Source organism: Streptomyces sp. NPDC043176 (assembly GCF_056436715.1).
On the sequence record NZ_JBWKCA010000011.1, the window covers coordinates 74849 to 100733 of the forward strand.

The window sequence follows — 25885 nt, forward strand, 5'->3', positions numbered from 1 at the left end:
CTCCTTCAGCGTAGGCGACTTCGTCGGCACGGACAGTTCGTCCGGGACGACTTCGGCATCGTGCGCGTCGTGCGTGTGGCGCGTCATGGGCAGTTCTCCGGATGAGGCAGAAAGGGCAGGCAGGTCGGCGGGGAAGGCCAGGCGACGTGCAGCCGGTAGTTGGCTGTCCACGGCTGTGGAGGAGTAGGCGCTACGGGCAGCGGCCGGGTAGCGGGGGCGGGATTCCGGCGGGTTCGGTGTGGGGGTCGACCGGGTTTCGGTGGCACCGGAAATACTTCCGGTGCCACCGAAGGGCGTTGCTGCGGGCGGGTCAGCCGGTGCTGCTGCCGACTGCGACCGCGGGGCCCGGCTCGACCATTTGGGCGTTCAGCTCGTCGCATACGTTCTTCACGCGGGCGTTGCCGACCTTGCGGCCGCGCTTGACGCGGATCTCTTCGCCGACCTCGGTGGGGGAAGCGGTTCCCGTGCGGGCCATGACCTCGCGTGCGACGGCCCGGATCTCGTCATCGGAGATGTCTTGCGGGCGCCCGGTACGCCGAGGCCGTGCTCCGGTCGGCTTGCTGGTGGCCTCGCCGCCCGGCGGGGTTGCCGTGTCGGCCAGGCGGTCGGGGTCGGGATGCTCCGTCGGCCCGTCGCCGTGATCCTGGCCTTCGCCAGGAGCGGCCGGCGGGGCGACCACGTTGGCCGGGGGCATCGGCTCCGAGACGGACGCGGATTTTCGGTGGCCGTCGGGCCGCTCGACGAGCTGGTGGATCTGCCTCATCAGGACGCCGAAGGCAAGGAGTGCGGCGGTCGGCGGGACTGCGGCGACCACGTAGTCGAGCCAGTGCACGGTGCGGGCGTCGCTCGTTCCGCTCACGCCCGCCACGTTGAGCGCGATGGATCCGACCGATCCGATGGCGGTCACAGCGATGGCCCATCGATCGGTGACCTGGCGCAGGCTCGCGCGGAGCATGAGCAGTTCACCCGCGACGATGAACGCGTCGAGGGTGGCGGGCCACGCCCAGCGGCGGATCGGGGAGCCGCCGAGGCCGTGCTGGCCGGCAACATCGGCCAGGTGCGCGTAGGAGAGCCAGAACGCTCCGGCCGTCAGGAGGACGATGACGACTCCGGCCGCGATGAGCGCGTACCGCTCGGCAGTGTGCCCGGTAGCCGTCGGCCGCCCCTCACCGGGCCTGCTGCCCGGCTGCGTGCGGCGTAGTGGTCGAAGGCGGGAGAGGAGAGTCAAGCGGGGATACTCCTTGGGGTAGTGGTGTGAAGCGTCTTGGGCGTCTTGGCCGTTGCAAGCGCTGGTCAGGGCCGGTACGGCAGGTCCGATCGGCGTCCGTCCTGGCCGCCCCGGGTGGCGGCAGGGCGAGGACGGCACGGGTCTGCTGTCCGTCTTGGTCTCATGGCCGGTGGCCTGCGGTGATACGGCACATACGCGTGGGACGGCATGAGACGGATGCGGGCGACGTCCCGGCGGTCTGCGCGGGCGATCGTGATCGTGTTGCCGTCTTGGGCCCGGCTGCCGTCTTGCGCGTATGCCCTCTGACCTGCGCGATCACGGCAGGGACGGCAAGGACGGCAACCGGCGGGGTGGCGCGGGGTCAGCCCTGCGGGAGGGTGGGTGCGGCGTCGACCGGGTGGACGGTCGGGCAGTAGCGGCGCCAGGGGTCGAGGAACTTGTTGCGCATGTAGCCCTTGCGCTGGGTTCCGTCGGCGATGCGGACGTTTCCGGGCTTGATGCCGAACTGCCGGAGCATCGAGCCGAGGTCGCGCGGGCTGAGCCCGCTGCGCCCCCACTCGGCCCACGGGTTCTCCAGGTCCTGGCGCAGGTGGTGGATCAGCTCCTCGGTGGAGAGGCTGTCGACCTCGCGCTGGGCGACGAAGACGCGCCGGATGTCGGCCAGGATGCGGGCGCTGCTGGGGTGGTCCTCCTCGGCCGCCGCCTCGGCGGCGACCATCCGCTCGCACGCGGTACGGGCACGGCGCGGCCAGGTACCGGCCGCGAGGTCGGCGACGATGACCAGGGGCTCCCAGGTGTCGGCGGCCCGGTCCTCGACCGGCATCATCGGTTCCAGGTCGGCGGCCTCGTCCACCAGGGGACCCGCCCAGGCCGCGATACGGTCGCGCAGGTCATGGAGTGCGGGGATGTCACGCCGCGACCGGAACGGCCGGACGCTCTCGCCTTCCGCCCGTCGGCGCATGCGGATGACCACCGACCGGTCCATGATCGTGTCGGGCAGGTCGCCGATCCCGGCGATGGCCGCCATAGCGAAGGTAGCGAACCGGTGGGGCGTGTGGTCGTTGCCGACCACCCGGGTCACGTAGCGGTTGCGCTGGTGGCCGGCGTTCAGCAGGCCGCGCATCTCCTCGTTCTTCTCCGCCTGCTTCGGCGTGCCGAAGATCGTGTCCGCCTCGTCCACGAGGAGCGTGGGCGGCTCCTCGGTGATGGAGCGGAAGACCGCCGCCGGCGTGGTGTTGATAGTGAGCATCGGCTCGTGGACCGTCTCGGTCAGCACGTCCAGCAGGCGTGACTTGCCGCATCGCTTCGCCGGTCCCACCACCGCCAGGCGCGGGGCGTGCTGCCACGCGGGCTGCAGGTGCGTCGCCGCTACCCACAAGGTGACCGCGTCGAGCGCCTGCTCGGAGGGCAGGATCACGAACTTGGCTATCTGCCGCCGCAGTTCGTCCAGCAGGGTCGATCCTGCGGTCGGCTCGGGGTCCGGTTCCGTCTCCTCGGCAGGCTCGTCCGCCACGGCGCCCTCGGTGCCGTCAGCGGTAGAAGCCTGACCGATGTACTCGCCGGGCTTGCCGGGAGCGACCACCGGCGGCCACGCGGGCTTGTCGGGGTTGGAATAGGGGTGGGGTTCGGGGTGTTCCACAGGGCAGCTCCTCGTCTGGCGGTGGCGGGCTCGCACGCCCTTGCCGCCGGGTTGGTTCTTCCAGGGCCGTTCGGGGTTGCTCGGGCCTCCGGCGTCGCACCGCCGGGGGCCCATCCCTTTTCGCGGGCGTCAGGCCACCGCGAGGGAACACGGACAGTACGTCCACGCCTGGCCACAGTCCAGCGCTTCTGTGTCAGCTCAGCGCAGAACTGCCTGCTATGTTTCTTCGCCCTCAAGCGGCCAGCCCCAGCAGATTCAGCAGGTCGGCGGTCACTACGCGGTACGCCTTGCCCAGGCGCAGGACCTTGCACGGGTACTCGCCTCGCTTGGCCAGCTCATAGCCCTTGCTTCGCCCGAGCCCCAGCGCGCGGTTGCCCGTGTCCAGGTCAACGGCAACTGGAAGGGCCAGCAGTTCTTCGCGAGTCATGCCCCTCGCCTGCTCGGCTATCGCCTCATCGCGCACGCGGCGCTCCTTTCGTCACAGCCCTCGGCGAACATGGCCAACACGTCCGGCTCCAGGCGGCTAGGAACCATCATGAGCGAGCTACTGTGTCTGCATGACACAACGCGGTTTCGATGATGAAGAGGACGACGACTTCCCGGAGTGGGTGGACCGGATCAAGGCCAACGTGGCCGGCGAGGTCCGGCGACGGAGAAAGGAGATGGGATGGAGCGCACAGGACCTGGCCGACCAGTGCGAGCGGCTCGGGCACCCGATTCCGCGCAACGTGATCGCCAACATGGAGTCCGGACGCCGGGCCAACCTTCCGCTGGTGGACGTCATCGTGCTGGCCGCCGCCCTGGAGACGTACCCGGTCTGCCTGATCTTCCCGGTCGGGTACGTCGATCAGACCCAGGAACTCCCGTTCCAGAGGCTCGTCCCCACCTGGGACGCCCTACGGCGCTTCACCGGCGAACAGGAGGTGCCCGAACGCGACGCGGGCATGGTCCCCGACTTCGAGCTTCACGCCAGACTCACGCGCACCGCGCTCGCCGCGCTCGAAGAGGAAGAACGGGCACGGTTCGCCGCCAAAACGGCAACCAGCCGCGCCCAGCAGGAAGAAGCCGAACGCAAACGGACCGAATACGCCGACCAGGCCATCTCCGCCAAGTACAACCTCCGCCACCTCCGCCGCGATATCCGCGACGAGGGAGCTACCCCACCCGACCTGCCACCCGCACTGGGCGATGTCGACCCGCCCGAAACCGACCCCAACACCACACCGGAGGAACGCCTTTGAAGGGCTCCACCCACCGCCGTTGCTATTGCCGCGACCCCAAGACCGGCAAGCCGCTCGGCAAGTCCTGCCCCAAGCTGTCCAGCCGCAAGCACGGCTCCTACTCCATACGTCAGGAGCTGCCCCCTCGCGAGGACGGCACCCGCCGCTCCTTCAGCCGCGCCGGCTACGAGACCCTCAAAGAGGCCCAGGCCGACCTCGACCACGTCCGCGCTCTCCTGGGGCTCGCCGAGTCCGACGACCCCGAGGCCCTGGCCCAGATCGCCCAGCTTCTGGAGACCGTGGCCACCGAGAAGGCGCCGCTGCCGAACATCGAGTCGACCCGGCGCCGCCTCAGCCACGGCCTTGACCTGATCAGCAGGCTCACCGTCGGTGAGTGGCTGGACATGTGGCTGGCCGGCAAGAAGGGGCGGCAGAGCGCCATCAGCCGCGACGAGAGCAACATCCGCGTCCACCTCAAGCCGCGCATCGGTCACCTGCGACTCGACCGCCTCCGCGTCTCTCATCTCTCGGAGATGTTCGAGGCCATCGCGGAGGACAACGTCGAGATCGCCGAGGGCAACGCCGCCCGGCGCAAGGCGTTCGAGGACCTGGCCCGCATCCCGTGGAAGGGGCGCGAGCCGCGCGCTCGCCGCAAGGCGATGAAGGCGGCCATCGCCGACATGGAGCCGTACCGCCGCATCGTCGGGCCGGCGACGCGCCAGCGCGTTCGCTCCACCCTGCGCGCCGCTCTGAACGCCGCGATCGCGCAGCAGATGATCACCTTCAATCCGGCCGCTCACGTCGAACTGGAAGCGGGCAAGCGGCCCAAGGCGCTCGTGTGGACCGAGGAACGGGTTCTGCACTGGCAGCGCACCGGCGAGAAGTCCTCGTCCGTCATGGTCTGGACGCCGGAGCACACCGGCCTCTTCCTCGACCACGCGGCGGACGACCGCCTGTACGCCCTGTTCCACCTGATCGCGTTCCGCGGTCTCCGGCGTGGGGAGGCGTGCGGGCAGAAGTGGACCGACACCCACATGGACGCGGGTCTCATCACCGTCGCCAAGCAGCTCGTCGTCGACGGCTGGGAGGTCTACGAGGACGACCCCAAGACCGACGCGGGTGCGCGCACCATCGCCCTGGACGCGGACACGGTCGAGGTCCTGCGCCAGCACCGCGCTCGGCAGGACGAGGAGCGTGCGAATTGGGGGACCGCCTGGGTGGAGACCGGCCGCGTCTTCACGCGCGAGAACGGGGAACTGCTCCACCCCGCCAACGTCACCCGCCGCTTCATCGAGCTGTACGAGGAGATCGGCCTCCCGCCAGTCCGGCTCCACGACCTGCGCCACGGCGCGGCGACCCTCGCCCACGCGGCCGGCGCCGATCTGAAGGACATCCAGGAGATGCTCGGCCACTCCTCGATCACCATCACAGCGGACACGTACACGAGTCTGCTTCCCGAGGCGGATCTTGCGATCGCCGAGGCTGCGGCCCGTCTCGTCCCGCGTGCACGCGCCCCTCGCGCCGTGCCGAATGATGCTGATCAGTTGGGGGAAATTTCGGGGGCTGCCGCCCCATCCGCTCACGCAGCGCGCACGCAAACGGCCCCGGACGAGACGTCCGAGGCCGAGTAGGACCCCTTCCTGGGGGATAAACCCCAGGTCAGAGAGGTAATGCGTTGTGCCCCCGGCAGGATTCGAACCTGCGACACCCGCTTTAGGAGAGCGGTGCTCTATCCCCTGAGCTACGAAGGCGGCTGGCGGTGGGTCTGGTCGCCGGGGTCAGTGTAGCGGGTGGCGTGGAGGGGGTGGTGGGGTTGACCGGGTGGGAGGGGGTGCATAGCGTCGCGGGGGCGGTGAGCGGGCGCTTAGGAGGGTGGCGTGGTGGTGGAGAGGCTGACGGCGGAGGGGGCGCCGTTCGAGGTGGTGGGCGGGGTGTACGCGAACGGGCCGCGGACGTTGCGGGAGTTCGTGGAGGTGACGTGGGCGTTCGGGGAGCGGGTGTTCCTCGTGGCCGACGGGCGGAGGGTGACGTACAGGGAGTTCTTCGACGCGGCCTGTGGGCTGGCGCGGAGGTTGGTGGGGGAGTACGGGCTGCGGCCGGGGGACCGGGCCGTGGTGGCGATGAGGAATCTGCCCGAGTGGCAGGTGGCCTTCTGGGCGACGCAGCTCGCGGGGCTGGTCGCCGTGCCGATGAACGCGTGGTGGACCGAGGGCGAGTTCGGGTACGCGCTGGACGACTGCGCGCCGGGGGTGCTGCTCGTCGACGGGGAGCGGGTGGAGCGGGTGCGGGGGTGGGCGCGGCGGAACGGCGTGCCCGGGATCGTGTTCGCGGGGGAGGGGCAGGCGGAGGAGGGGTTCGTCCCCTACGTCGTCGATGACGATCCGTTCCTCGGGCCGCCCGTCGTCGATGTCCTTCCCGAGCACGACTCCACCATCGTCTACACGTCCGGCACCACCGGGCGGCCCAAGGGGGCCGTCGCCACGCATCTCGCGCAGGCAGGGGCCGCGATGAACCCGCGGTACTTCGCCGCCGCCGCGGCGCTCGCGCGCGGGGACGTGCCGGGGACGGGGCCGGCGATCGTGTCGTTGACGACGTTTCCGTTCTTCCACGTGGCCGCGTTCACGTCGTTCTACACCGTGATGGCGGCCGGCGGGACGCTGGTGATGATGCGGAAGTGGGACGCCGGGCGGGCGCTCGACCTGATCCGGGAGGAGAAGGTCACGCACTACGCCGGGGTGCCGACGACCGCCTTGCAGCTGCTCGACCTCGCCCGGAGCACGAAGGATCCGCTGGAGAGCCTGACGCTGCTGAGCACGGGCGGCGCCGCCGCGCCGCCCGGCATCGTCGCGGGGCTCACGGAGGGGTACGGGGAGCGGATCGAGCCGCGGAACGGGTACGGGCTGACGGAGACGTGCGGCGGGGTGCTCGCGAACGCGGGAGCCGAGTACCGGGCGCACCCGGGAAGCGTGGGGCGGCCGTCGCCCGCGACCGAGGTGCGGATCGAGCGGCCCGACGCGGACGGGGTGGGGGAGCTGTGGCTGCGCGGCCAGGCCCTCGTCCGGGGGTACTGGGGGGACGAGGAGGCCACGCGGGCGGCCTTCACCGAGGACGGGTGGTTCAGGACCGGGGACCTCGCCGTCGTCGACGCCGACGGGCGGGTGAGCGTGGTCGACCGGATCACCGACATGGTGATCCGGGGCGGCGAGAACGTGTACTGCGTCGAGGTGGAGGGGGTGCTGCACGAGCATCCGGACGTCGACGACGCGGCCGTCTTCGGTGTCCCCCATCCGCTGCTGGGGGAGGAGGTCGTGGCCGTCGTACGCCTCCACCCCGGGGCGGAGGCCGACGGCGAGGCCCTCCGGTCGCACGTGGGTGCGCGCCTCGCCGCGTTCAAGGTGCCGGCCCGGGTGCTCGTACGGGAGGGGGAGCTGCCGCGGAACCCGACCGGGAAGATCCTGAAGCGGGAGCTCCGGAAGGGCGTCGGGGGCGGGTGATCCCGGCCGGCTCCGTGTGACCGGTCAGTGGCGGGTGACGCGGACGCGGTAGGCGCCGGCGGGGGATTCGTCGAGGACGGTGATGCCTATGCCGTTGGCGCGGTCGGTGAAGGTCTCGCCGGGGGTGTAGGGGGCGTCGGAGAGTTCGGCGTGGACGTTGGCGCGGCGGGTGCAGCCGCCGCTGGCGTGGTCGCTGTCGGAGACGGTGACCGGGCCGTGGCCGGTGTCGACGTCGGATTCGACGCGGTAGACGAGGACGCCCTGTTCGCAGACGGCCTCGTCGTTGCCGTCCTTGCTGCGGACCTCGACGGCGTAGCCGGAGGTGCCGGAGAGGGGCACGAAGACGAGCTTGGGGCCGCCGGGGACGGCGAGGGGTGTGAGGGTGTAGTCGCCGGTGCCGGAGCCGGAGGCGCAGCTGACCTGGTCGTTGTCGAGCCAGCCGAGCTTCCATTTGTGCCAGCCGAGCAGGTCGTTGTTGGCGCCCCAGTCCTCGGACATGATGTCCCAGTGGCCGACGGTGCCGCCGCCGTCCGAGGTGTAGAGGTCGGGCAGGCCGAAGACGTGGCCGTTCTCGTGGGGCAGGACGCGGTAGCCGGTCTCGGCGAAGCTGCCCGAGCCGTCGTCCTGGCGGCTGTAGACGAAGGACGTGTTGGCCAGGGGGACGCCGTCCGCGTAGGGGGCGTCGTCGTTGCCGGAGAAGGTGACGGACAGGACGGTGTCGAGGGCGGAGGGGCCGGCGTTCGGCGTGACCAGGACGTTGACCAGGTCGTAGGCGCTGAAGTCCACCCGCTGGTCGGCCGCCTTCACGATGTCCTCGACGAGGGAGCGGTAGCCCGGCTCGTACGGTGAGCCGCGCTCGATCCCGTACGCGGAGAACGCCTGGGGCATCCGCAGCCAGTCGGGTATCGGGATCTCGGCCTGGTAGTGGAGGCGCCCGTAGGAGCTGGTGCGGAACCAGTCGGCGGTCTGCGGGAAGAACTCGCGGAAGCGGTCCGCCGCGGTGCCGTCGCCGGGGGCGTCCGGGAAGTCGATCATCAGGTTGAGGGCCCTGACCTGGCCCGTGGAGCGGACGTATCCGGGGGCGGTGGGCAGCCCCTCCGACATCTGCACGCCCATCGTGGTGGCGATGCGGCACGGCCCCAGCTGGGCGCCGCCGGGCGCGGCTGCCACCGGGCCGGCCGTCGCGGGCGCGGGGCCGGGGAGGGTGCTGCTCGCGGAGGCGAGCAGCGTGAGGGAGAGGGCCGTGATCGCCGCCAGGGCGACGGGTCTGCGTATCCGTCGGCGGGGGTGCTGCATACGGGCGCCTCTCCGGTGGGGGCAGGTCTGCGGCGCGGGCCCTTCCGCGGGTCCGCGTCGTGCGATCAGCCTCTTGCGGGTGGCGTCGGCGCGCGCGCCGGGTGATCCGATCGTGGGTATTCCACGAGACCGGGAACGTGTGACGCAGGTCACGTCGCGACGGGGAAATAACCGGGGACTGGTTCCCCGTTTAACCCCGTGTTCAGCGAAGTGGGGAATCCTTCCCCGGATGTTCCGAGTGAGTGTGAGGAGGCCGTGGCGTGACCAGCACCGCCGACACCGCGCCCGCCCGCCGCGTACCCCGACCGCGGGCCGACGCCCTGCGCAACCGCGAGCGGATCGTGACGACGGCCCGCGAGATGTTCGTCGAGTTCGGCTCCCAGGTCCCGTACGACGAGATCGCGCGCCGGGCCGGCGTCGGGAACGCCACGCTCTACCGGAACTTCCCCGAGCGCGCCGACCTCGTCCACGAGGTCGTCCTCTCGCTGATGGCCCGGGTCACCGAGCTCGCCGAGCGGGCCGCCGAGGAGGAGGACGACACCTTCGCCGCCCTCCGCCGCTTCACCCACGGCGCGGCCGACGAGCGGGTCGGTGCCCTGTGCCCGATGCTCGACGGCGCCTTCGACAAGGACCACCCCGACCTGATCGCCGAGCGCGACCGCCTGGAGGAGGCCGTGCAGGGCCTCGTCGAGCGGGCACAGCGGGCCGGCCGGCTCCGTACCGACGTGGGCGTCGGCGACCTGATGGTGGCCCTCTCCCAGCTGACCCGCCCGCTGCCCGGATCGGGCTGCGCGGCCTTCGACCAGTTCGTCCACCGTCATCTGCAGCTCTTCCTCGACGGCCTGGAGACACCCGCCCGCTCCGAGCTGCCCGGAAAGGCCGCGACCCTGGAGGATTTGAGACGCGACTCCTGCGCACCGCCGTCGCCGTGACAGCCGTAGCACCGTGACCGCCCCGAGCGCCGTGACGGGCGCGAGGGCCTTGGTCGCCGTGACCGCAGCCAACGCCATGACGAGCGTGAAGGCCATGACGGGCGTGACCGCCGTGACGGGCGTGAAGGCCATGACGGGCGTCACCGCCGACACCGCCGTTACCGCCGACACCGCCGTTCCCGCCGTGACCGATCCCCAGGGCCCGCCGACTCACGTCATCCCCTGACGTCACCCGCACTTTCAGACCGTTTTTCACCAGTACGCGCCAAGAGGTGGCCACACCCATGCCTAAAATCCCCGAGACCACCGCGATCCAGGCCGACCCCGGCCGCTGGAAAGCCCTGATCTTCATCGCCCTCGCCCAGCTGATGGTCGTGCTCGACGCGACGATCGTGAACATCGCCCTGCCCTCCGCCCAGCAGGACCTCGGGATCTCGGACGGCAACCGGCAGTGGGTCATCACGGCCTACGCGCTGGCCTTCGGCGGTCTGCTCCTCTTCGGCGGCCGCATCGCCGACCTGTGGGGCCGTAAGCAGACCTTCGTCACCGGCCTGATCGGCTTCGCCGCCGCGTCCGCCCTCGGCGGTGCCGCGACGGGCGAGGCGATGATGCTCGGTGCCCGCGCGCTGCAGGGCGCCTTCGGCGCGCTCCTCGCGCCCGCCGCGCTGTCGCTGCTCGCCGTGACCTTCACCGACGCCAAGGAGCGCGCGAAGGCCTTCGGCATCTACGGCGCGATCGCCGGCGGCGGCGGCGCCGTGGGCCTGATCCTCGGCGGCTTCCTGACCGAGTACCTGAACTGGCGCTGGACGTTCTTCGTCAACATCCCGTTCGCCGTGGTCGCCGCCGTCGGCGCGTACCTCGTCGTGCGTGAGCCGGCCGCCGGCCGCAACCGCTCGCCGCTGGACATCCCCGGCGTGGTCCTCTCCACCCTCGGCCTGGTCTCGCTCGTGTACGGCTTCACGCGCGCCGAGTCCGCCGGCTGGAGCGACGCGGGCACGATCGGTCTCTTCGTCGGCTCCGGCGTGCTGCTGATCCTGTTCGTCCTCACCGAGTACCTGGTCAAGTCCCCGCTGCTGCCGCTGCGCGTCGTGACGGACCGCAACCGCGGCGGTGTCTACCTGTCGCTGGGTCTCGCCGTCATCGCGATGTTCGGCCTGTTCCTCTTCCTGACGTACTACCTCCAGGTCGTGAAGGGGTACTCGCCGGTCAAGACGGGCTTCGCGTTCCTGCCCATGATCGTGGGCATGATCGTCGGTTCGACGCAGATCGGTACGCGGCTGATGACCCGGGTCCCGCCGCGGCTGCTCATGGCTCCCGGCTTCCTGACCGCCGGCGTCGGCATGCTGCTGCTGACGCAGCTGGAGATCGGCACCTCGTACGCCGGTCTGATCCTGCCCGCGCAGCTGCTGCTCGGCCTGGGCATGGGTACGGCGTTCATGCCGGCGATGTCGCTCGCGACGCTCGGCGTGGACCCGCGGGACGCCGGTGTGGCCTCCGCGATGGTGAACACCTCGCAGCAGGTCGGCGGCGCCATCGGTACGGCCCTGCTGAACACGATCGCCGCCTCGGCGACCACCGCCTACCTGGCCGGCCACGCGGCGGGCGCGACCACGCCGGCCGCGCAGAAGCTGGTCCAGCTCCAGGGCATGGTCGAGGGCTACGCCGCGGCCATCTGGTGGGCGGTCGGCATCCTGGCCCTCTCGGCCGCGATCGCCTTCGTGCTCATCAACACCGGCAAGCCGGGCGGCGGGGCCGTCGCCGGGTCCGGTACGGCCGCGGACGACGAGGTGAAGATCCCGGTCGTCGCCCACTGATCGCGACGCGTCGCACGTCCGACCTGCCCTGGTTCCGCTTCGTCGGCGGAGCCAGGGCAGGTCCGCGTTCGTTCCGCGCGGTGGCGGTGGCGGTGGCGGTGGCGGTGGCGGTGGCGGTGGCGGTGGCGGTGGCGGTAGCTAGGTCAGGCCAGACCAGGTCAGGTCGGTGTTCGTTCCGTGCGTCGGCGGTGGCGCCAGGGCGGGTCCGTCTCGCTTCCGCGCGTCAGCGGAGCCAGGGGAGGTCCGCGTCCGCGTCCGTCGGTTCGAGGCCTTCGGCCATGACGCGCATGATCGCGCCGAGCTGGTTCACCTGCTCGGGGGAGAGCCGGTCGAAGAGGGCCTGGCGGACCGCCGCCACGTGGCCGGGGGCGTTGCGCCGGAGGACCTCGGTGCCCTCGTCCGTGAGCTGGGCGAACTGGCCGCGCTTGTCGGAGGGGCAGTTCTCGCGCCGGACCCAGCCGTTCTTCTCCAGGCGGGCGACGGCGTGGGAGAGGCGGGAGCGGGTGATCTTGGCGCTCTTGGCCAGCTCGGTCATGCGCAGACGGCGGCGCGGGGCCTGGGAGAGCTGGACGAGGAGGCCGTAGTAGATGTGCGGCATCCCGGCGTCGCGCTGCAACTGGCGGTCGAGGTGGTCCTCCAGGAGCGTGGTGGCGTGCAGGTAGGCGCGCCAGACGTGCTGCTCCTCGTCGGTGAGCCAGCGGGGCTCGGTCGTGTCTCGGGGCTCGGTGGTGTCTCCCATGACGTCCATCGTACGACTCGTTCTTGAAAGTTGAACTATGTCGGGTTACGGTGTACGAGCAGGTAGCTTGAAGTTTCAAGAACCCAGGAGTCGGAGGTCGCGTCATGAACGCCGTGGACGTCACGCCGGAACGGATGCCCGCCCTGTACCTCTCGCACGGCGCGCCGCCGCTCGCCGACGACCCCGTCTGGCCCGGCGAACTCGCCGCGTGGTCCGCGGACCTGCCGCACCCCAAGGCGATCCTCATGGTCTCCGCCCACTGGGAGGAGGCGCCGCTCGCGCTCGGCGCCACCGCGACGGTGCCGCTGGTCTACGACTTCTGGGGCTTTCCCGAGCACTACTACCGCGTCCAGTACGCGGCCCCCGGCGCCCCGCTGCTCGCCGAGGCCGTCCGCAAGCTGCTCCGCGCACCCGGCACGCCCGTACAGGACATCCCCGACCGGGGGCTCGACCACGGCGCCTACGTGCCGCTCGTCGAGATGTTCCCGGGCGCCGACATCCCCGTACTGCAGATCTCCATGCCCACCCTGGACCCGCGCCGCCTCATGGACATCGGGCGCAGGCTCGCACCGCTCCGCGACGAGGGCGTCCTCATCGTCGGCAGCGGTTTCTTCACCCACAACCTCGCCGCGCTGCGGCACACCGGCGGCGGGGTGCCCGGCTGGTCCGCCGAGTTCGACTCCTGGGGGAACGAGGCGCTCGCCGCCGGGGACGTCGACGCCCTCCTCGACTTCGCGCACAAGGCGCCCGCCGGGCGCCTCGCCCACCCGCGTACGGAACACTTCGCCCCGCTCTTCGTGACGATGGGCGCGGCGGACGAGGCCGGCGACCTCGACACGGAGCGGTCGGTGATCGACGGCTTCTGGATGGGGCTCGCGAAGCGGTCCGTGCAGTTCGGCTGACCGCCTCAGAACACCGGCGGGTTCAGCTCCACCGAACGGACGGCCGCGGCCAGCGCGCGCGGGTCGCCCACGTCGAGCGCCGTGTCGGTGAACTTGATCGTGTGGTCGTCGCCGTGCGCGGCGGCCCGGCCGAAGACCTCCTCGGGAGTGAGGGAGGTCGCGGCGTACGGGGCGGCCTCCCCCGGCGTGTAGGCGGCGGTGACGGCCGCCGCCGCCGACCAGGCCGCCGCCAGGCTCGGCGCCCACAGCTCGCGCGGGAGCGCGGGCAGGGTGCGCAGGACCGCGTTCGGCGCGGTCGCCGCGTGCACGAGCATGACCGGCTCGCCGTAACCGTGCGTCGCGTACCGGTGCGTCGCCGCCGCCACCAGCTCGGTGAGCAGCGCCTTCGCCGCGTCCGGGTCGGGCGCCGCACCCCACCCCGGGAACGCCGTGAGCTGCGCGAGCCGGGCCCGGATCCCCCCGTGCTGCTCCGGAACGGGCGGTACGGCGTCCAGGGCGGCGGCCGCGGACGGCGCGGAGGTCAGCGGGACGAGCGGCGGGAGCGGCTGGTGCCGCGCGGCCCAGTAGCCGAGGGCGTGCGCCAGCTCGGCGCGACGCGGAGCCGTCTCCTCGGTCGTCAGCAGGGTCCGTACGGCGTGCCCGGTGCGGATCACCGGATGCGTCGCACCGCCCGCGATGCCCGGAAGCAGCCGGGGCCACCACTCGGCGAGGACCTCCCGCCAGGGGCGCTCCTCCACCTCCCGGGTGAGGAAACGGGTCCAGTCCGTGATCCGCGACGGGTCGCCCAGCGCCTCCCGCCAGCCGTCGGCGGTCACCGGGAGGCGCGCGGGCGGCGCCTCCTCCAGCTTGGGCGCGTAGTGGTCGAGCCAGCGGTGCACGACGGGCGCCCGTCCATGGCGGACGAGGGCCTCGACGGCCATCGGGGCGTGATTGCTGAGCCAGCCGTCGCGCTCGGGCCCCGTGGTGTGGAGCCGTTCGAGGGCCTCGTCGAGGGTGCCGCTGGTGTCGGTCATGGAACCGACGGTAGGACGGAGACCCACCCGGCCGTAACGGGCCGCGGGCCTAGGTCGGAGGTCGCAGGGCGGAGGCGGCCACGGGGTCAGGGGGTCGCGGGGTTGCGGGGCTACGGGGTGGAATCGGCCACCGGGGGTACGGGGTCACGGGGTGGAGGTGGCCATGGAGTCACGGGGCGGAGGTGACCACGGCGTCACGGGGCCCGAGGGGCCGGACGGCGGCCGGGCCGGTGAGGCGTCGGCCGGATCGACGGGACGCCTCTTCCGGGCCGTGGCGGGAAGGAGGCAACCACGGGCAGGGTCCGGGCGTCTGAAGGGATGGCGCCGCATGTGATCGCGGTCTCACCGACGGCGTGGTCGCGAGGCCCCGCGACGGGCGCCGGATCACCCTCCGTGCCTGTCTGACCTGCACCTCCGTGGGTGCCGGCGGTGTGCCCGAACGGGCGGCGGCCGCGCAGGATACTGCATGATCGCGAAAATCCATGTGTCGGGTGGGAATTCTGTCCTGATTCCAGTCGTTGTTTCCGTCGGATGCAGGGCACCCGGAAGGGTGTCGCGACCTACTCAGCAAGGGAGCACGCATGGCAACCCGTGCCGTCGCCCGTCGTCAGACCTCCACCCAGGGTGGAGCCGCACGGGCAAGCAGCGTTCGCGCCGTAGGCGGGGAGATCGCCGACCGCGACCTGGTCGGCATGTACCTCGACGAGATCGCGCGCACGCCCCTGCTCGACGCCGCCAAGGAGGTCGAGCTCTCCCAGACGATCGAGGCGGGCGTCTACGCCCAGGAGATCCTCGACGGCGAGGTGGAGAGCGAGGCGGGCGGAGCGACCCGTGAGGAGCTCGAGGCGCTGGCCGCCGAGGGCGAGCGTGCCAAGGACCTCTTCATCAAGTCCAACCTGCGGCTCGTGGTGGCCGTGGCCCGGCGCTACCCGCGCAGCGGGCTCCCGCTGCTCGACCTGATCCAGGAGGGCAACGCGGGCCTCGTGCGCGCGGTCGAGAAGTTCGACTACGCGAAGGGCTTCAAGTTCTCCACGTACGCCACGTGGTGGATCCGCCAGGCCATCACCCGGTCCATAGCGGACCAGTCCCGCACGATCCGCCTCCCCGTCCACCTCGTGGAGGAGCTGGGCCGCATCCGGCGCGTGCAGCGCGAGTTCAACCGCGAGAACGGGCGCGAGCCCGAGCCCGCGGAGGTCGCCGCCGAGCTCGGCTCCACCCCGGAGCGCGTCACCGACGTCCTGGACTGGGCCCGGGACCCGGTCTCCCTGAACATGTCGGTGGACGACCAGGGCGAGACCCAGTTCGGCGACCTCCTGGAGGACACCTCCGCGATCTCGCCCGAGCAGTCCGTCCTCACCCTGCTCCGCAGCGAGGAACTCGACGACCTCATCGACAAGCTCGACCACCGCACGGCCTCCATCATCCGCATGCGCTACGGCATCGAGGACGGTCGCGAGCGCACGCTCACCGAGGTCGGCAAGCAGCACGGCCTCACCCGTGAGCGCATCCGCCAGATCGAGAAGCACGCGCTGCTCGAACTCAAGAAGATGGCGCGGGACACCGGCTTCGACGCGGTCGCCTGACGCCCCGCCCCTTGCGGGCCCACCCGCCGGGCCTCCGCCCGCGCCGGGCGGGCCCGCGCCCGCGTGTGCCCGCGCCCGCCGTCGTGGGGCCGCTGTCGTGTGGGCTTGCGCCCGGTGTCGTGGGGCCCGCGCCCGCGTGTGCCCGCGCCCGCCGTCGTGGGGCCGCTGTCGTGTGGGCTTGCGCCCGGTGTCGTGGGGCCCCCGCCCGCTGCCGTGTGCGCCCGCCGGCTGTCGCGTGGCCCCGTGCCCGCCTGGGCCGCCGCCCGCTGTCATGTGGGCCTGTGCCCGCCGCTGTGCTTGCGTTCGCCGTCGTGTGGGCCTGTGCCCGCCGCTGTGCCTGCGCTCGCCGTTGTATGGGCCTGCGGCCGCTGTCTGTGCGCCCACGCCCGCTGTCGTGGGCCCGCGCCCTCTGTCCGTGCGCACCCGCGCCCGCTGTCGTGTGGGCCTTCGCCCGCCCGCCGTGTGGGCAATCGTCCCGCTGGGCGGGACGGGTGGGCACACGGGACGGCGCGCTTGGCGGCGCCTCCGCCCCCTGTGTCCTGGCCCGCACCCTTAGTGCACCGCGCTGTCCGTGCGGGTTCGGGCGCGGAAGCCTGGGCCCGGCACGGGGCGCCGTCCGTTGTGCCCACCCGTTCCGCCCCAGCGGAACGATTGCCCACAACGGGGTGGGCGGAGGCGCCTGGGTGGGCACCACCCGGCAGAACGAGGGCCCACAACGGGCGGGCGCGGCCCATAAGGACGGGCGCGCGGCCCACAACGGGCGGGGCACGGCCCGCGATGGGGGGTGCGGCCCACGACGGGTGGGGTGCGGCCCGCGATGGGGGGTGCGGCCCACGACGGGCGGGGCACGGCCCGCGACGGGTGGGGTGCGGCCCGCGACGGCCGGGGCGGGGGAGGGGGCCGCGGGGGTGGTCAGGGATGGGTGGCGGAGGCGAGGCGGGTGGAGAGGGCCTGGATGTAGGTGATGAGGGGCGGGGGGCCGTGGACGGTGAAGTCGACGTCCAGGAGGGCGAGTCGGAGGGCCAGCCAGTCGACGGATTCGGGGACGCGGGCGCGCAGCCGGCAGCGGTCGGGACCGGTCGCGGTCGGGACGAGGTGGGCGGGCAACCGGGTGGCGACCACCTCGGCGGGCGCGGCGAACTCGACGTCGAGGTCGATCTCGCCCTGCGCCCGGGCCATCGAGCGGACCATGTAGGTGGCCGCGTCGCCCGCGGGCAGTTCACGCGGGGTGAAGCGCGCGCCGGTGGCGAACGGCTCGCTCACCCGGTCGACGCGGAAGGTCCGCCAGTCCTCGCGCCCGAGGTCGTACGCGACGAGGTACCAGCGGCTGCCGGTGGAGACCAGCCGGTACGGCTCGACGAGGCGTTTCGTCTCGGTGCCGTCGCCGGCCCGGTAGCCGAACCGCAGCCGCTCGTGGCCGGTCACGGTGCCCGCGAGGGTGGTCAGGGTGGCGGGCGTGACGGTGGCGCCGTCGCCCCTGACGAGGGGGATCGTCGCGTTCTGGAGGGTGGAGACCCGGTGCCGGAGCCGGGTGGGCAGGACCTGCTCCAGCTTCGCCAGGGCCCGTACGGAGGCCTCTTCGACGCCCTCGATGGCGTGCCCCGCGCCGGCCCGCAGGCCGACGGCGATCGCGACGGCCTCCTCGTCGTCGAGGAGGAGCGGCGGCATGGCCGTACCGGCGACGAGCCGGTAGCCGCCGACCGCGCCGAGGGTGGCCTCGACGGGGTAGCCCAGGTCGCGGAGGCGGTCGATGTCCCGGCGGATGGTGCGCGGGGAGACCGAGAGCCGTTCGGCGAGTTCGCTTCCGGGCCACTCGCGCGGGGTCTGGAGGAGCGAGAGCAGATTCAGGAGTCGTACCGGGGTGTCCGTCATGTCTCCCAGGATGCGGCTTATCTAGGACATCATTTGACCTAGATGACTTCTATCTTCTTCCTATGAGTTCACACGACGCCGTCACGGATGCGGCTCCCACCGACACGGGTGACAAGCGGCGCTGGATCGCGCTCGCCATCGTCATGACAGCCGCCTTCATGGATCTGGTCGACGCCACGATCGTCAACATCGCGATCCCCAGCATCGAGCGGGACCTCGGCGTCACGCCGGCGGTGATCCAGTGGATCACCGCGGGGTACGCGCTCGCCTTCGCCGCCGGCCTGATCACCGGTGGGCGCCTCGGCGACATCTACGGCCGCAAGCGCCTCTTCCTCCTCGGCACCGCGGGCTTCACCGTCGCCTCGGCGCTCTGCGGCTTCGCCGCCAACGAGGAGATCCTGGTCGCCTCCCGGCTCCTCCAGGGCGCGACGGCGGCGATGATGGTGCCGCAGGTCCTTTCGATCGTCCACGCCACGTTCCCGGCGCACGAGCGCGGCAAGGTCTTCGGCCTGTTCGGCGCGGTCATCGGGCTCGGCGCGGTCTCCGGTCCGCTGCTCGGCGCCCTGCTCACCCAGTGGAACATCGCGGGCCTGGAGTGGCGCCCGATCTTCCTGATCAACCTGCCGGTCGGGGTCGCCGCCCTGATCCTGGGCCGGAAGTTCATCACCGAGTCGAAGGCGCCGAAGGCGCTCAAGCTCGACCTGGTCGGCGTGGTCCTGGTGACGGTCGCGCTGCTCATGCTGATCTACCCGCTGACGCGCGGCCGTGAGCTGGGCTGGCCGCTCTGGGGCCACCTGATGATGGCCGGCAGCCTGGTCGTCTTCGCCGCACTCGTCGCGTACGAGAAGTACAAGACGAAGAAGGACGGGTCGCCGCTCGTCGAGCTGTCGCTGTTCAAGGTGAAGAGCTTCGCCGCCGGTATCGCGGTGCAGCTGACCTTCGGCGTCGTGCTCGGCATCTTCTTCCTGGTCTGGACGCTGTACATGCAGATCGGGCTCGGCTGGAGCCCCCTGAAGGCGGGCCTGACCGGTGTGCCGTTCTCCATCGCCGTCTCGACGGCCGCCGGACTCTCGGTGCAGAAGCTGGTCCCCCGCTTCGGTCGCAAGGTCCTCCAGGCCGGCGCGCTGACAATGATCGCGGGCATCCTGCTCTACCTCTTCGAGGCGGGCCGGTACGGGACCGGGATCCACTCCTGGCAGATGATCGCCCCGCTGGTGATCATGGGCCTCGGCATGGGCCTCATCGTGGCCCCGCTGACGGACGCCGTGCTCTCCGAGGTGCCGCGTGAGCACGCCGGCTCGGCCTCCGGCCTGATCAACACGACCGGCCAGATGGGCAACGCCCTCGGACTCGGCCTCGTCTCGGTCGTCTTCTTCGGGGTGGTCGACGACCAGCAGCTCCGGAGCCCCGCCGAGGTGGGCGCGGCCTTCACGGACGCCTTCCAGAACTCCCTCGGCTGGGCGGCCGGCGTACTCGCCGCGATCTTCCTCGTGATGTTCGCCCTCCCGGCCAAGCCCAAGCAGCACCTGGAGGGCGGTGACGGGGACGAGGACGCCCCCGAGTCCGTCGAGCAGGAGCCGAAGGTGGCCGTCGCGGTCTGACCCGACGGACGGAGAGGGGCGGTGCGCTGCGTGAGCGCACCGCCCCTCCGCCGTGTCACCCGTCCGTCAGGGGCGCTTCACGCCCGGGGGAACGAGGTTGCGGGGTGCGCCCGGCGGCAAGGCGCCCTTGAACCCGCCCGCGCGCAGCACTGCCGGTGTGGGCGTCGTCTGCTGGGTCCACGCCTGGTTCCAGATGAAGTTCGCGCCGTTGGTCTGGCCGAACGTCTGCCACACCTGCCCGCCCTTCGTCACGATCTTCACGAGTGCCGTGTTGCCCTGGCTGTCGTAGGCCACACCGCAGGGGTCGGCGGGGAAGCCGGGGTTCGCCGGGTCCGTCGCCGTCGCGACCGTGTTGGTCAGGTCCTGCCAGACGATCGTCCCGCCCGCCGTAGCCGCTCTTCCGACGTAGACCTTGCCGCCGGTGAGCACCGCCTGCTCGTCCTCCGTGCTGGAGGGCGCGAAGAGGTCGATGTCGGAGCAAGGACCGGTGGCGCCGGTAGCGCCCGTCGCCCCGGTGGCTCCCGTGGCGCCGGTAGCGCCCGTGGCCCCGGTGGCGCCGGTAGCGCCCGTCGCCCCGGTGGCTCCCGTGGCGCCGGTTGCTCCTGTGGCTCCCGTGGCACCGGTTTCACCCGTTGCCCCCGTTGCCCCTGTTGCGCCCGTGGGACCGGTGGGACCGGTCGGTCCGGTGGGGCCGGTGTCGCCCGTGGCACCGGTCTCACCCGTTGCGCCCGTCGCGCCGGTCGGTCCCGTGGGGCCGGTCTCACCGGTGGCACCCGTGGCTCCCGTGGCACCCGTAGCTCCTGTGGCACCCGTAGCTCCTGTGGCCCCTGTGGCCCCGGTCGCCCCCGTGGCCCCGGTCGCCCCCGTCGCACCTGTGGCTCCGGTCGCCCCCGTGGCCCCGGTCGCCCCCGTCGCACCTGTGGCTCCGGTCGCACCCGTGGCTCCGGTCGGGCCTGTGGGGCCGGGCTTGCCCTTGGGGCCGGGCGGGCCGGGAGGGCCGGATTCGCAGCCGTCGTCGCCTCCGGCGGCGAGGTGGAGGGCGCGGAGGACGTGGGGGGCGGGGCCCTCGACGAGGGGCTGGATCTCGTGGTCCAGGAACTCGTGGAGGAAGTCGACGGGAGGGTGCTGGTTCTCGCCCTGGGGGAGGTCGCCGTGATGCTGGCAGCCGTGATCGGAGGGGGCGCCCGCGAGGGTCGCGCTCGCCGTACCGGGGGCGCCGGGGGTGGGGGTCCCGCTCCAAGCGGCGGCCGTGGGGGAGGCGAAGCCGGTGAGTACGAGGGCGACCGATGTGATCGCCCCGCTGCCGAGCCATGCGCGACGTCGGGGGAGCGGGCCCAGGGGGCTCCGGGTCCGGGTCCTGGAATCAGGACGCATGCATGCTCCTTCCTCCGCCGGCGCGTGGGCCGGCGAGAGCGATGTCCGGGAAGCTCAGGCGCTTCCTTTATCGGATCATCGGACCGGAGGTGCGGAGTCTTGACGGCGTGACGGCAGCGTCAACGTCATGGCCCAGCGACGGAAGTCGAACGGATGCGTACGGAACGGCGAACTCCGGACCGTCCTGCGGCGCGCCGACCCCGCCGTCGGGCCGGGCGTACGTAGGGTCGCGGCCCCCCGACAGCTCCCCCGCCCTCTTCGGAAGTGGTGTTGCCGTGCAGCCGTCCATCTGCCTCTGCATGATCGTCAAGAACGAGGCCGCCGTCATCGAACGCTGCCTCGCCTCCGTCCGCGGTCTCGTGGACACCTGGGTCATCTCCGACACCGGTTCCACCGACGGGACGCAGGAGCTGATCCGCACCGCCCTCGCCGGCATCCCGGGCGAGTTGCGGGAGGACCCGTGGGTGGACTTCGGTCACAACCGGAGTCTGAACATCGCGCACGCGCGCGGCCGGGCCGACTACCTGCTGCTCCTCGACGCCGACCACGTCCTGCGGCGGGAGAGTCCGCTGCCCGCCCTCACCGCCGACGCGTACATGATCCGCCACGAGGGGGCCTTGGAGTACCGGATCAAGCGCCTGGTCAAGGGCGACCTGCCGTGGCGTTACGAGGGCGTCACCCACGAGTACCTGACGGCGGACCGCGACCACGCGCAGGAGAACCTGGACGCCCTCGTCGTCGAGGACTACGCCGACGGCGGCTCACGCCACGACAAGTTCGAGCGGGACGCCCGACTCCTGGGCGCCGAGCTCGACCGGGACCCGGGTAACCCCCGCACGGTCTTCTACCTCGCGCAGACCATGCGGGACATGGGCCGCCCGGACGAGGCCGTCGCCCTCTACGAGCGGCGCGCGGCCATGGGCGGCTGGGGTGAGGAGGTCTACTACTCGCTGCTCCAGTCGGGGGTCCTGAGGGCGGAGTCCGGTGACTGGCCGACGGCGATGGACGCGCTCTCGCGCGCCTGGGAAGCGCGGCCGGAACGCCTTGAGGCCTGCTACGAGCTGGTGGCGCGGCTGCGGAAGATGCGCCGCCATCACGCCGCCCACGCCGTCGTCACCGCCGTGCTCGACCGGGAGCAGCCCCGCGACGACCTGCTGTTCCTCCAGCCGTGGGTGTACCGGTGGGGACTGCTCTTCGAATACTCGATCACCGCGTACTGGACCGGCGACCACGCCGCCTCGCTCGCCGCCTGCGACCGGCTGCTCGGGCTTCCGGACCTGCCCGGGAACTACCGCGAACAGACCCTGGTCAACCGGGCGTTCGCCGTCGCCCGCCTGACCGAGTCCACCGCCCCCGCGCTCGTCTGAGGAGCACGGGGGCGGCGGGGCACCCAGGGTGTGTCCGTGCGGCCGGCGCCGGGTGCGGCGGCCCCGGGGCGGCGGGAGGCCGTCGCGGACGGGTCAGCGGACGCGGGAGCGGTGGCGCATCGCTTCGCGGGCCGCGTTCTCGGAGTCGTACACCTCGCACATGTGGCGGCCGTCGGGGGTCGCGGTGTGCTCGACCTCCCAGAGGCTGATCTCGCTGCCGTCGAGCAGCAGGAACTGGTGCTCGTAAAGGGTGAAGCCGGCGTCTCGGCCGCCCTCGACCGGGCAGTGGCGTCCGAAGGCCTGGGTGATGTGGTGGGCGAAGGCCAGGCGGAGACGGCGGGCCGTGCGCTCGCCCGGCCGGTCCGCGTTCTCCGCGCGGCGCAGGACGCGGCGCGCGTGGTCGGCGGAGTTGTCCGGCACGTACATCCGGGGTTGGGCGGGTATGGGCCGGGCGAGCAGGGCGCTCAGCAGCTCCAGGTCGTCGTCCTCGTCGAGGGCGCGGCCGTCGGAGCGCTCGACGGTCCAGCCCGGCAGCGGCCCGGCCGACAGCCGGGACGCGGCGAGCCGGGCCTCCGACTCCTCCGTGTACAGCTCGTGCTGGAGGGCGCCGTCCCGGCCGGTGTTGTGCACGAGCTCCCAGAGGCTGAGCGCGCTGCCGTCGGGGAGCAGGTACGTGTGGCGGTGGGTGGTGCGGTGCAGCGACGCGCTGTGGTGCGAGGAGTGCAGCGCGCTGGAGTGCGCGAGCGCCGTACCGAGGCGCTCGACGGTCGAGTCGGGCAGGTCGAAGGAGTTGAGCGCCCGGCCGAGGAGGCGCTCAAGGTGCGTCTCGGTCGTCTCGAAGGGATCGTGAGGATCCTGCGGATCGTTCAAGAGGGTCTCCAGGCCGTCGCCGCATGTCACTTGGTGCTTGCTTAACGTAGTCCCTGGGTCTGACATCGTGTCCGGGGTTCGGAAAAACGAAGGGCCCGTCCGGGAAGTTCCCGGCCGTTCTTCCCAACTCCCTTGGACTCACCGGAAGTACGCGCCCGTGTCGGGTCCGTACAGCTCGCGGTACGAGGGGAAGTCGCCGCCCGGCCCGCGCAGCCCGCCCGGGGCCGCCAGGACCGCGCGGACGATCGCCCGGGTCACCAGGTCCGCGCCCGCCGCCAGGATCTCGTTCAGGGCGAGCGGACCCGGCGCCTCCGGCAGCTCGCGCGCCCCGGTCGCGAGCGCGAAGACCGTGTCCCCGTCGTTCATCAGGTGCACCGGACGCACCGCGCGCGCGATCCCGTCGTGCGCCGTGCCCGCGACCTTCCGCGCCTGGGAGCGGGTCAGCGCCGCGTCCGTCGCGACGACGGCGAGCGTGGTGTTCAGCGGCGGCGGCGAGGAGGCCTTCCGCGCCTCGGCGAGCCGCCGCCCGGCCGCCTCGTGGAGGGAGGCCTCCGGCAGGACGAGGGGGCCCGCCGCGAAGTAGGCGCCGTAAGGGACGCCGTTCGCGGGGTCGACCGCCGCGCCCACCGCGTTCACCACCACCAGCGCGCCCACCGTGATCCCCGAGTCCAGGACCGCGCTCGCCGTCCCCACCCCGCCCCGCAGACCGCCGACGACGGCCCCGGTGCCCGCGCCGACCGCGCCCGTCTCCACGCGCGCGTGGTCCCCGCTCGCCTCGGCCGCCTCCACCGCCGCCCGGCCCGTCGCCGCGTCCGGCCGGGCCGCGAAGTCGCCGCCCCGCCCCAGGTCGAAGACGCACGCCGCCGGCACGACCGGCACCACGTGGGCCGGGTCCGGCCCCACCCGCACCCCCCGGTGCCGCTCCTCCAGCCAGGCCATCACCCCGGCCGCGGAGTCGAGCCCGTACGCGCTCCCGCCCGTCAGCACCACCGCGTCGATCCGCTGCACCACGTTCCGCGGGTCCAGCGCGTCCGTCTCCCGCGTGCCGGGACCGCCGCCCCGCACGTCCACGGCCGCGACCATCCCGCCCGCCGGCGCGAGCACCACCGTCGTCCCGCTCAGCGCCCCGGGCCCGGCCACGTGCGCGTGGCCCACCCGCAGACCGCTCACATCGGTGATCGCGTCCTGCCGGGACGTTTCTCCGGGCCGGGACGTTCCTTCGGACCGGGACCCTTCAGGCCGGGACCCTTCGGGCCGGGACCCTCCGGGCAGAGACGTTCCTCCGGGCCGGGGCGTTCCTTCGGGATCTGTCATGTCCCCTACCTACCACGCCCTTTGCCCGGAGCGCGGCCCGGCTCGGCGCCCAGGGCGGAGGGACCCCTGCCGGACCCGCTCAGCCGGTGGGGGCCGACCGGGTCGCCGGGTTGCGGGCGGTCAGGGTCACGCCGACCGCGACGGTGGCCGCGGCGACGAGTCCGGCGCAGAGGACCGCCCAGTGGCCGGCGAACGAGCAGAGGAGGACGGCGAACGCCGACACCGGCAGGACGAGTTGCTGGGCGATGCCGACCTTGAAGTAGCGGGCGTGGAGGAGCCACACGGACAGCAGGAACACGGCCGACGGGATGGTGACGGACGCCGAGGCGGCGAGGGTGGAGATGTGCGCCTTGCCCACGGACTGCTCGACGGCGATCTCGAGACCCGCGCCGACGGCGGCGGCCGAGGTGAAGATGACGTAGTGGCCGTAGCCCCAGAGGAAGCCCTGGCGGCTGGAGGTCAGCCGGGCGTGGGCGGGTACGACGAAGTAGATCCACCAGGCGGCGAAGACGAGCAGCAGACCGCCGGCGGCGATCGGCAGCAGCTCGCCGAGGGCGTCGTTCTCGACGATGCCCGACTTCACGGCCACGGTCGCGGCGGCGACGGTCTCGCCGAGCACGATGATGGTGAACAGGCCGTACCGCTCGGCGATGTGGTGCGGGTGCCAGGTGCTGGGAGCGTCCTTCTCCGCGTACACGGGCACGGCCATCTCGACGAGCGCCATGACCAGGAAGACCCACGGGCGGGCCGGCTCCGGCGCGAGGACCAGTGCGAGCCAGCCCACCTGGCAGGCGAGGACCCCGCCCGCGTAGCGCCGGCACATCGTCCGTTCGGCGGGGTCCGTGGCGTGGTGCGCCGCGCGCAACCACTGCGACGCCAGGGCCAGGCGCATGACCAGGTAGCCGAGGTACACGACGAGGAAGTCGTGCTCCTCCGCGGCGCGCGAGATCCCCGCGGCGAGCACGAGCACGCCGGCGATCTGGACGAGCGTCACGACGCGGTACAGCACGTCGTCGTTGTCGTACGCCGACGCGAACCACGTGAAGTTCATCCACGCCCACCAGATCGCGAAGAACACCATCAGGTAGTTCGCGATGCCCTCGCCCGTGTGCCCCTCGGCGACGGCGTGCACGAGTGCGGCCCCCGCCTGCGCGACGGCGACGACGAAACACAGGTCGAAGAACAGCTCCAGGGGCGTGGCGGCCCGGTGTGACTCCTCACGGGAGCGCGCGGTGAGAGGCAGAAACGGTTGTGTCATGTGCCCCAGCACAGCAGAGCGGGCCGTCCGCCCGCCTGCCTGCCACGCGGGTACGGGTGGGGTGGCGGGGCCGCCCCGGACCGCTGGGGCGACGGCCGGATCGCCGACAAGCGGGGCGGCGCGCGGGTCACGATCCCGTCCTTCCACCGACGACCCCGTCGACGTCGAGGGAGTCGCCGCCTTCGCCGCCGGCCTCGGCAACGTCTCCCGCGTGGACGTCCTCCCCTTCCACAAGCTCGGCGAAGCGAAGTGGCAGGCACTCGCCATGCCGTTCACCCTGCACGACACCCCGTCCCCGACGCCCGAGCAGACCGCCGCGACCTGCGAGGTCCTCCGGGCCCACGGCCTGAACGCCGTCTGAACGACGCC

Annotated in this window: 21 protein-coding genes, 1 tRNA gene and 1 pseudogene; 11 read left to right on the top strand and 12 right to left on the bottom strand. The window is 72.3% G+C overall.

What is annotated here, in order from left to right:
* Positions 1–310: 310 nt before the first annotated feature.
* From AC067A_RS19580 to AC067A_RS19590, 3 genes are all read right to left on the bottom strand, one after another.
* The gene (locus AC067A_RS19580) at positions 311–1228 is read right to left on the bottom strand and encodes a DUF2637 domain-containing protein (RefSeq protein WP_479243734.1); all 918 of its coding nucleotides are present in this window, start codon (positions 1226–1228) and stop codon (positions 311–313) included.
* Between the two features lie 361 nt (positions 1229–1589).
* Positions 1590–2867: a DUF3631 domain-containing protein gene (locus tag AC067A_RS19585; protein ID WP_479243735.1), complete on the bottom strand. Its 1278-nt coding sequence runs from the start codon at positions 2865–2867 to the stop codon at positions 1590–1592.
* Between the two features lie 232 nt (positions 2868–3099).
* On the bottom strand, positions 3100–3294 hold the full coding sequence (locus AC067A_RS19590) for a hypothetical protein (protein WP_106962285.1): 195 nt from the start codon (positions 3292–3294) through the stop codon (positions 3100–3102).
* A gap of 130 nt (positions 3295–3424) precedes the next feature.
* Here AC067A_RS19590 and AC067A_RS19595 point away from each other — a divergent pair, with 130 nt between their 5' ends.
* A complete protein-coding gene (locus AC067A_RS19595) occupies positions 3425–4108 on the top strand; it encodes a helix-turn-helix domain-containing protein (RefSeq protein WP_479243736.1) in 684 nt (227 codons plus the stop codon).
* Entirely contained in the window at positions 4105–5718 is a 1614-nt protein-coding gene (locus tag AC067A_RS19600) for a site-specific integrase (protein ID WP_479243737.1), read from the top strand. The genes AC067A_RS19595 and AC067A_RS19600 overlap by 4 nt, the downstream gene beginning before the upstream one ends.
* 47 nt (positions 5719–5765) lie before the next feature.
* Here the strand turns inward: AC067A_RS19600 and AC067A_RS19605 are convergent.
* Positions 5766–5838 (bottom strand) — tRNA-Arg (locus AC067A_RS19605).
* Between the two features lie 126 nt (positions 5839–5964).
* On the opposite strand from AC067A_RS19605, the gene AC067A_RS19610 reads away from it, so the two are divergent.
* Entirely contained in the window at positions 5965–7581 is a 1617-nt protein-coding gene (locus AC067A_RS19610; RefSeq protein WP_479243738.1) for a class I adenylate-forming enzyme family protein, read from the top strand.
* A 24-nt stretch (positions 7582–7605) separates the two neighbouring features.
* Here AC067A_RS19610 and AC067A_RS19615 read toward each other — a convergent pair whose 3' ends face one another.
* Positions 7606–8877: a M6 family metalloprotease domain-containing protein gene (locus AC067A_RS19615; RefSeq protein WP_479243739.1), complete on the bottom strand. Its 1272-nt coding sequence runs from the start codon at positions 8875–8877 to the stop codon at positions 7606–7608.
* A gap of 260 nt (positions 8878–9137) precedes the next feature.
* Here AC067A_RS19615 and AC067A_RS19620 point away from each other — a divergent pair, with 260 nt between their 5' ends.
* The 3 genes from AC067A_RS19620 to AC067A_RS19630 are packed head-to-tail and all read left to right on the top strand — an operon-like array spanning position 9138 to position 11623.
* Positions 9138–9809 carry a TetR/AcrR family transcriptional regulator gene (locus AC067A_RS19620; protein ID WP_479243740.1) on the top strand — a complete coding sequence of 224 codons (672 nt, stop codon included), beginning with the start codon at positions 9138–9140 and terminating at the stop codon, positions 9807–9809.
* A 58-nt stretch (positions 9810–9867) separates the two neighbouring features.
* Complete coding sequence (locus tag AC067A_RS19625; RefSeq protein WP_479243741.1) at positions 9868–10035, top strand: hypothetical protein; 168 nt, start codon at positions 9868–9870, stop codon at positions 10033–10035.
* A 58-nt stretch (positions 10036–10093) separates the two neighbouring features.
* Positions 10094–11623 carry an MFS transporter gene (locus tag AC067A_RS19630; RefSeq protein WP_479243742.1) on the top strand — a complete coding sequence of 510 codons (1530 nt, stop codon included), beginning with the start codon at positions 10094–10096 and terminating at the stop codon, positions 11621–11623.
* Positions 11624–11846: 223 nt separating this feature from the next.
* Here the strand turns inward: AC067A_RS19630 and AC067A_RS19635 are convergent, their stop codons facing one another.
* Positions 11847–12362, bottom strand: coding sequence for a MarR family winged helix-turn-helix transcriptional regulator (locus tag AC067A_RS19635; RefSeq protein WP_479243743.1), 516 nt, complete (start codon positions 12360–12362; stop codon positions 11847–11849).
* 104 nt (positions 12363–12466) lie between these two features.
* On the opposite strand from AC067A_RS19635, the gene AC067A_RS19640 reads away from it, so the two are divergent.
* Positions 12467–13264 (top strand): dioxygenase family protein, encoded by a 798-nt coding sequence (locus AC067A_RS19640; protein WP_479243744.1) that lies wholly within the window; start codon positions 12467–12469, stop codon positions 13262–13264.
* Between the two features lie 5 nt (positions 13265–13269).
* On the opposite strand, the gene AC067A_RS19645 is transcribed toward AC067A_RS19640, so the two are convergent.
* Positions 13270–14277 (bottom strand): questin oxidase family protein, encoded by a 1008-nt coding sequence (locus AC067A_RS19645; protein WP_479243745.1) that lies wholly within the window; start codon positions 14275–14277, stop codon positions 13270–13272.
* Positions 14278–14858: 581 nt separating this feature from the next.
* Here AC067A_RS19645 and AC067A_RS19650 point away from each other — a divergent pair.
* Positions 14859–15860: a sigma-70 family RNA polymerase sigma factor gene (locus tag AC067A_RS19650; RefSeq protein ID WP_479243746.1), complete on the top strand. Its 1002-nt coding sequence runs from the start codon at positions 14859–14861 to the stop codon at positions 15858–15860.
* A gap of 912 nt (positions 15861–16772) precedes the next feature.
* On the opposite strand, the gene AC067A_RS19655 is transcribed toward AC067A_RS19650, so the two are convergent.
* The gene (locus AC067A_RS19655) at positions 16773–17732 is read right to left on the bottom strand and encodes a helix-turn-helix transcriptional regulator (RefSeq protein ID WP_479243747.1); all 960 of its coding nucleotides are present in this window, start codon (positions 17730–17732) and stop codon (positions 16773–16775) included.
* A 62-nt stretch (positions 17733–17794) separates the two neighbouring features.
* Between AC067A_RS19655 and AC067A_RS19660 the strand changes: the two genes are divergently transcribed.
* Positions 17795–19333 carry an MFS transporter gene (locus AC067A_RS19660; RefSeq protein WP_479243748.1) on the top strand — a complete coding sequence of 513 codons (1539 nt, stop codon included), beginning with the start codon at positions 17795–17797 and terminating at the stop codon, positions 19331–19333.
* A 66-nt stretch (positions 19334–19399) separates the two neighbouring features.
* Here AC067A_RS19660 and AC067A_RS19665 read toward each other — a convergent pair whose 3' ends face one another.
* The gene (locus AC067A_RS19665; protein WP_479243749.1) at positions 19400–19762 is read right to left on the bottom strand and encodes a hypothetical protein; all 363 of its coding nucleotides are present in this window, start codon (positions 19760–19762) and stop codon (positions 19400–19402) included.
* Between the two features lie 1220 nt (positions 19763–20982).
* Between AC067A_RS19665 and AC067A_RS19670 the strand changes: the two genes are divergently transcribed.
* Positions 20983–22074 (top strand): glycosyltransferase, encoded by a 1092-nt coding sequence (locus AC067A_RS19670; protein ID WP_479243750.1) that lies wholly within the window; start codon positions 20983–20985, stop codon positions 22072–22074.
* 93 nt (positions 22075–22167) lie between these two features.
* Here AC067A_RS19670 and AC067A_RS19675 read toward each other — a convergent pair whose 3' ends face one another.
* The 3 genes from AC067A_RS19675 to AC067A_RS19685 all read right to left on the bottom strand — a co-directional run bounded on the left by AC067A_RS19675 (position 22168) and on the right by AC067A_RS19685 (position 25516).
* The gene (locus tag AC067A_RS19675) at positions 22168–23010 is read right to left on the bottom strand and encodes a DUF6227 family protein (protein WP_479243751.1); all 843 of its coding nucleotides are present in this window, start codon (positions 23008–23010) and stop codon (positions 22168–22170) included.
* 72 nt (positions 23011–23082) lie between these two features.
* The gene (locus AC067A_RS19680) at positions 23083–24258 is read right to left on the bottom strand and encodes a P1 family peptidase (RefSeq protein ID WP_479243752.1); all 1176 of its coding nucleotides are present in this window, start codon (positions 24256–24258) and stop codon (positions 23083–23085) included.
* Between the two features lie 79 nt (positions 24259–24337).
* Positions 24338–25516, bottom strand: a complete 1179-nt coding sequence (locus tag AC067A_RS19685) for a low temperature requirement protein A (protein ID WP_479243753.1) — start codon at positions 25514–25516, stop codon at positions 24338–24340.
* Between the two features lie 145 nt (positions 25517–25661).
* On the opposite strand from AC067A_RS19685, the pseudogene AC067A_RS19690 reads away from it, so the two are divergent.
* A pseudogene (locus AC067A_RS19690) lies at positions 25662–25877 on the top strand (pyruvate formate-lyase-activating protein); the annotation flags it as partial.
* Between the last annotated feature and the right edge of the window lie 8 nt (positions 25878–25885).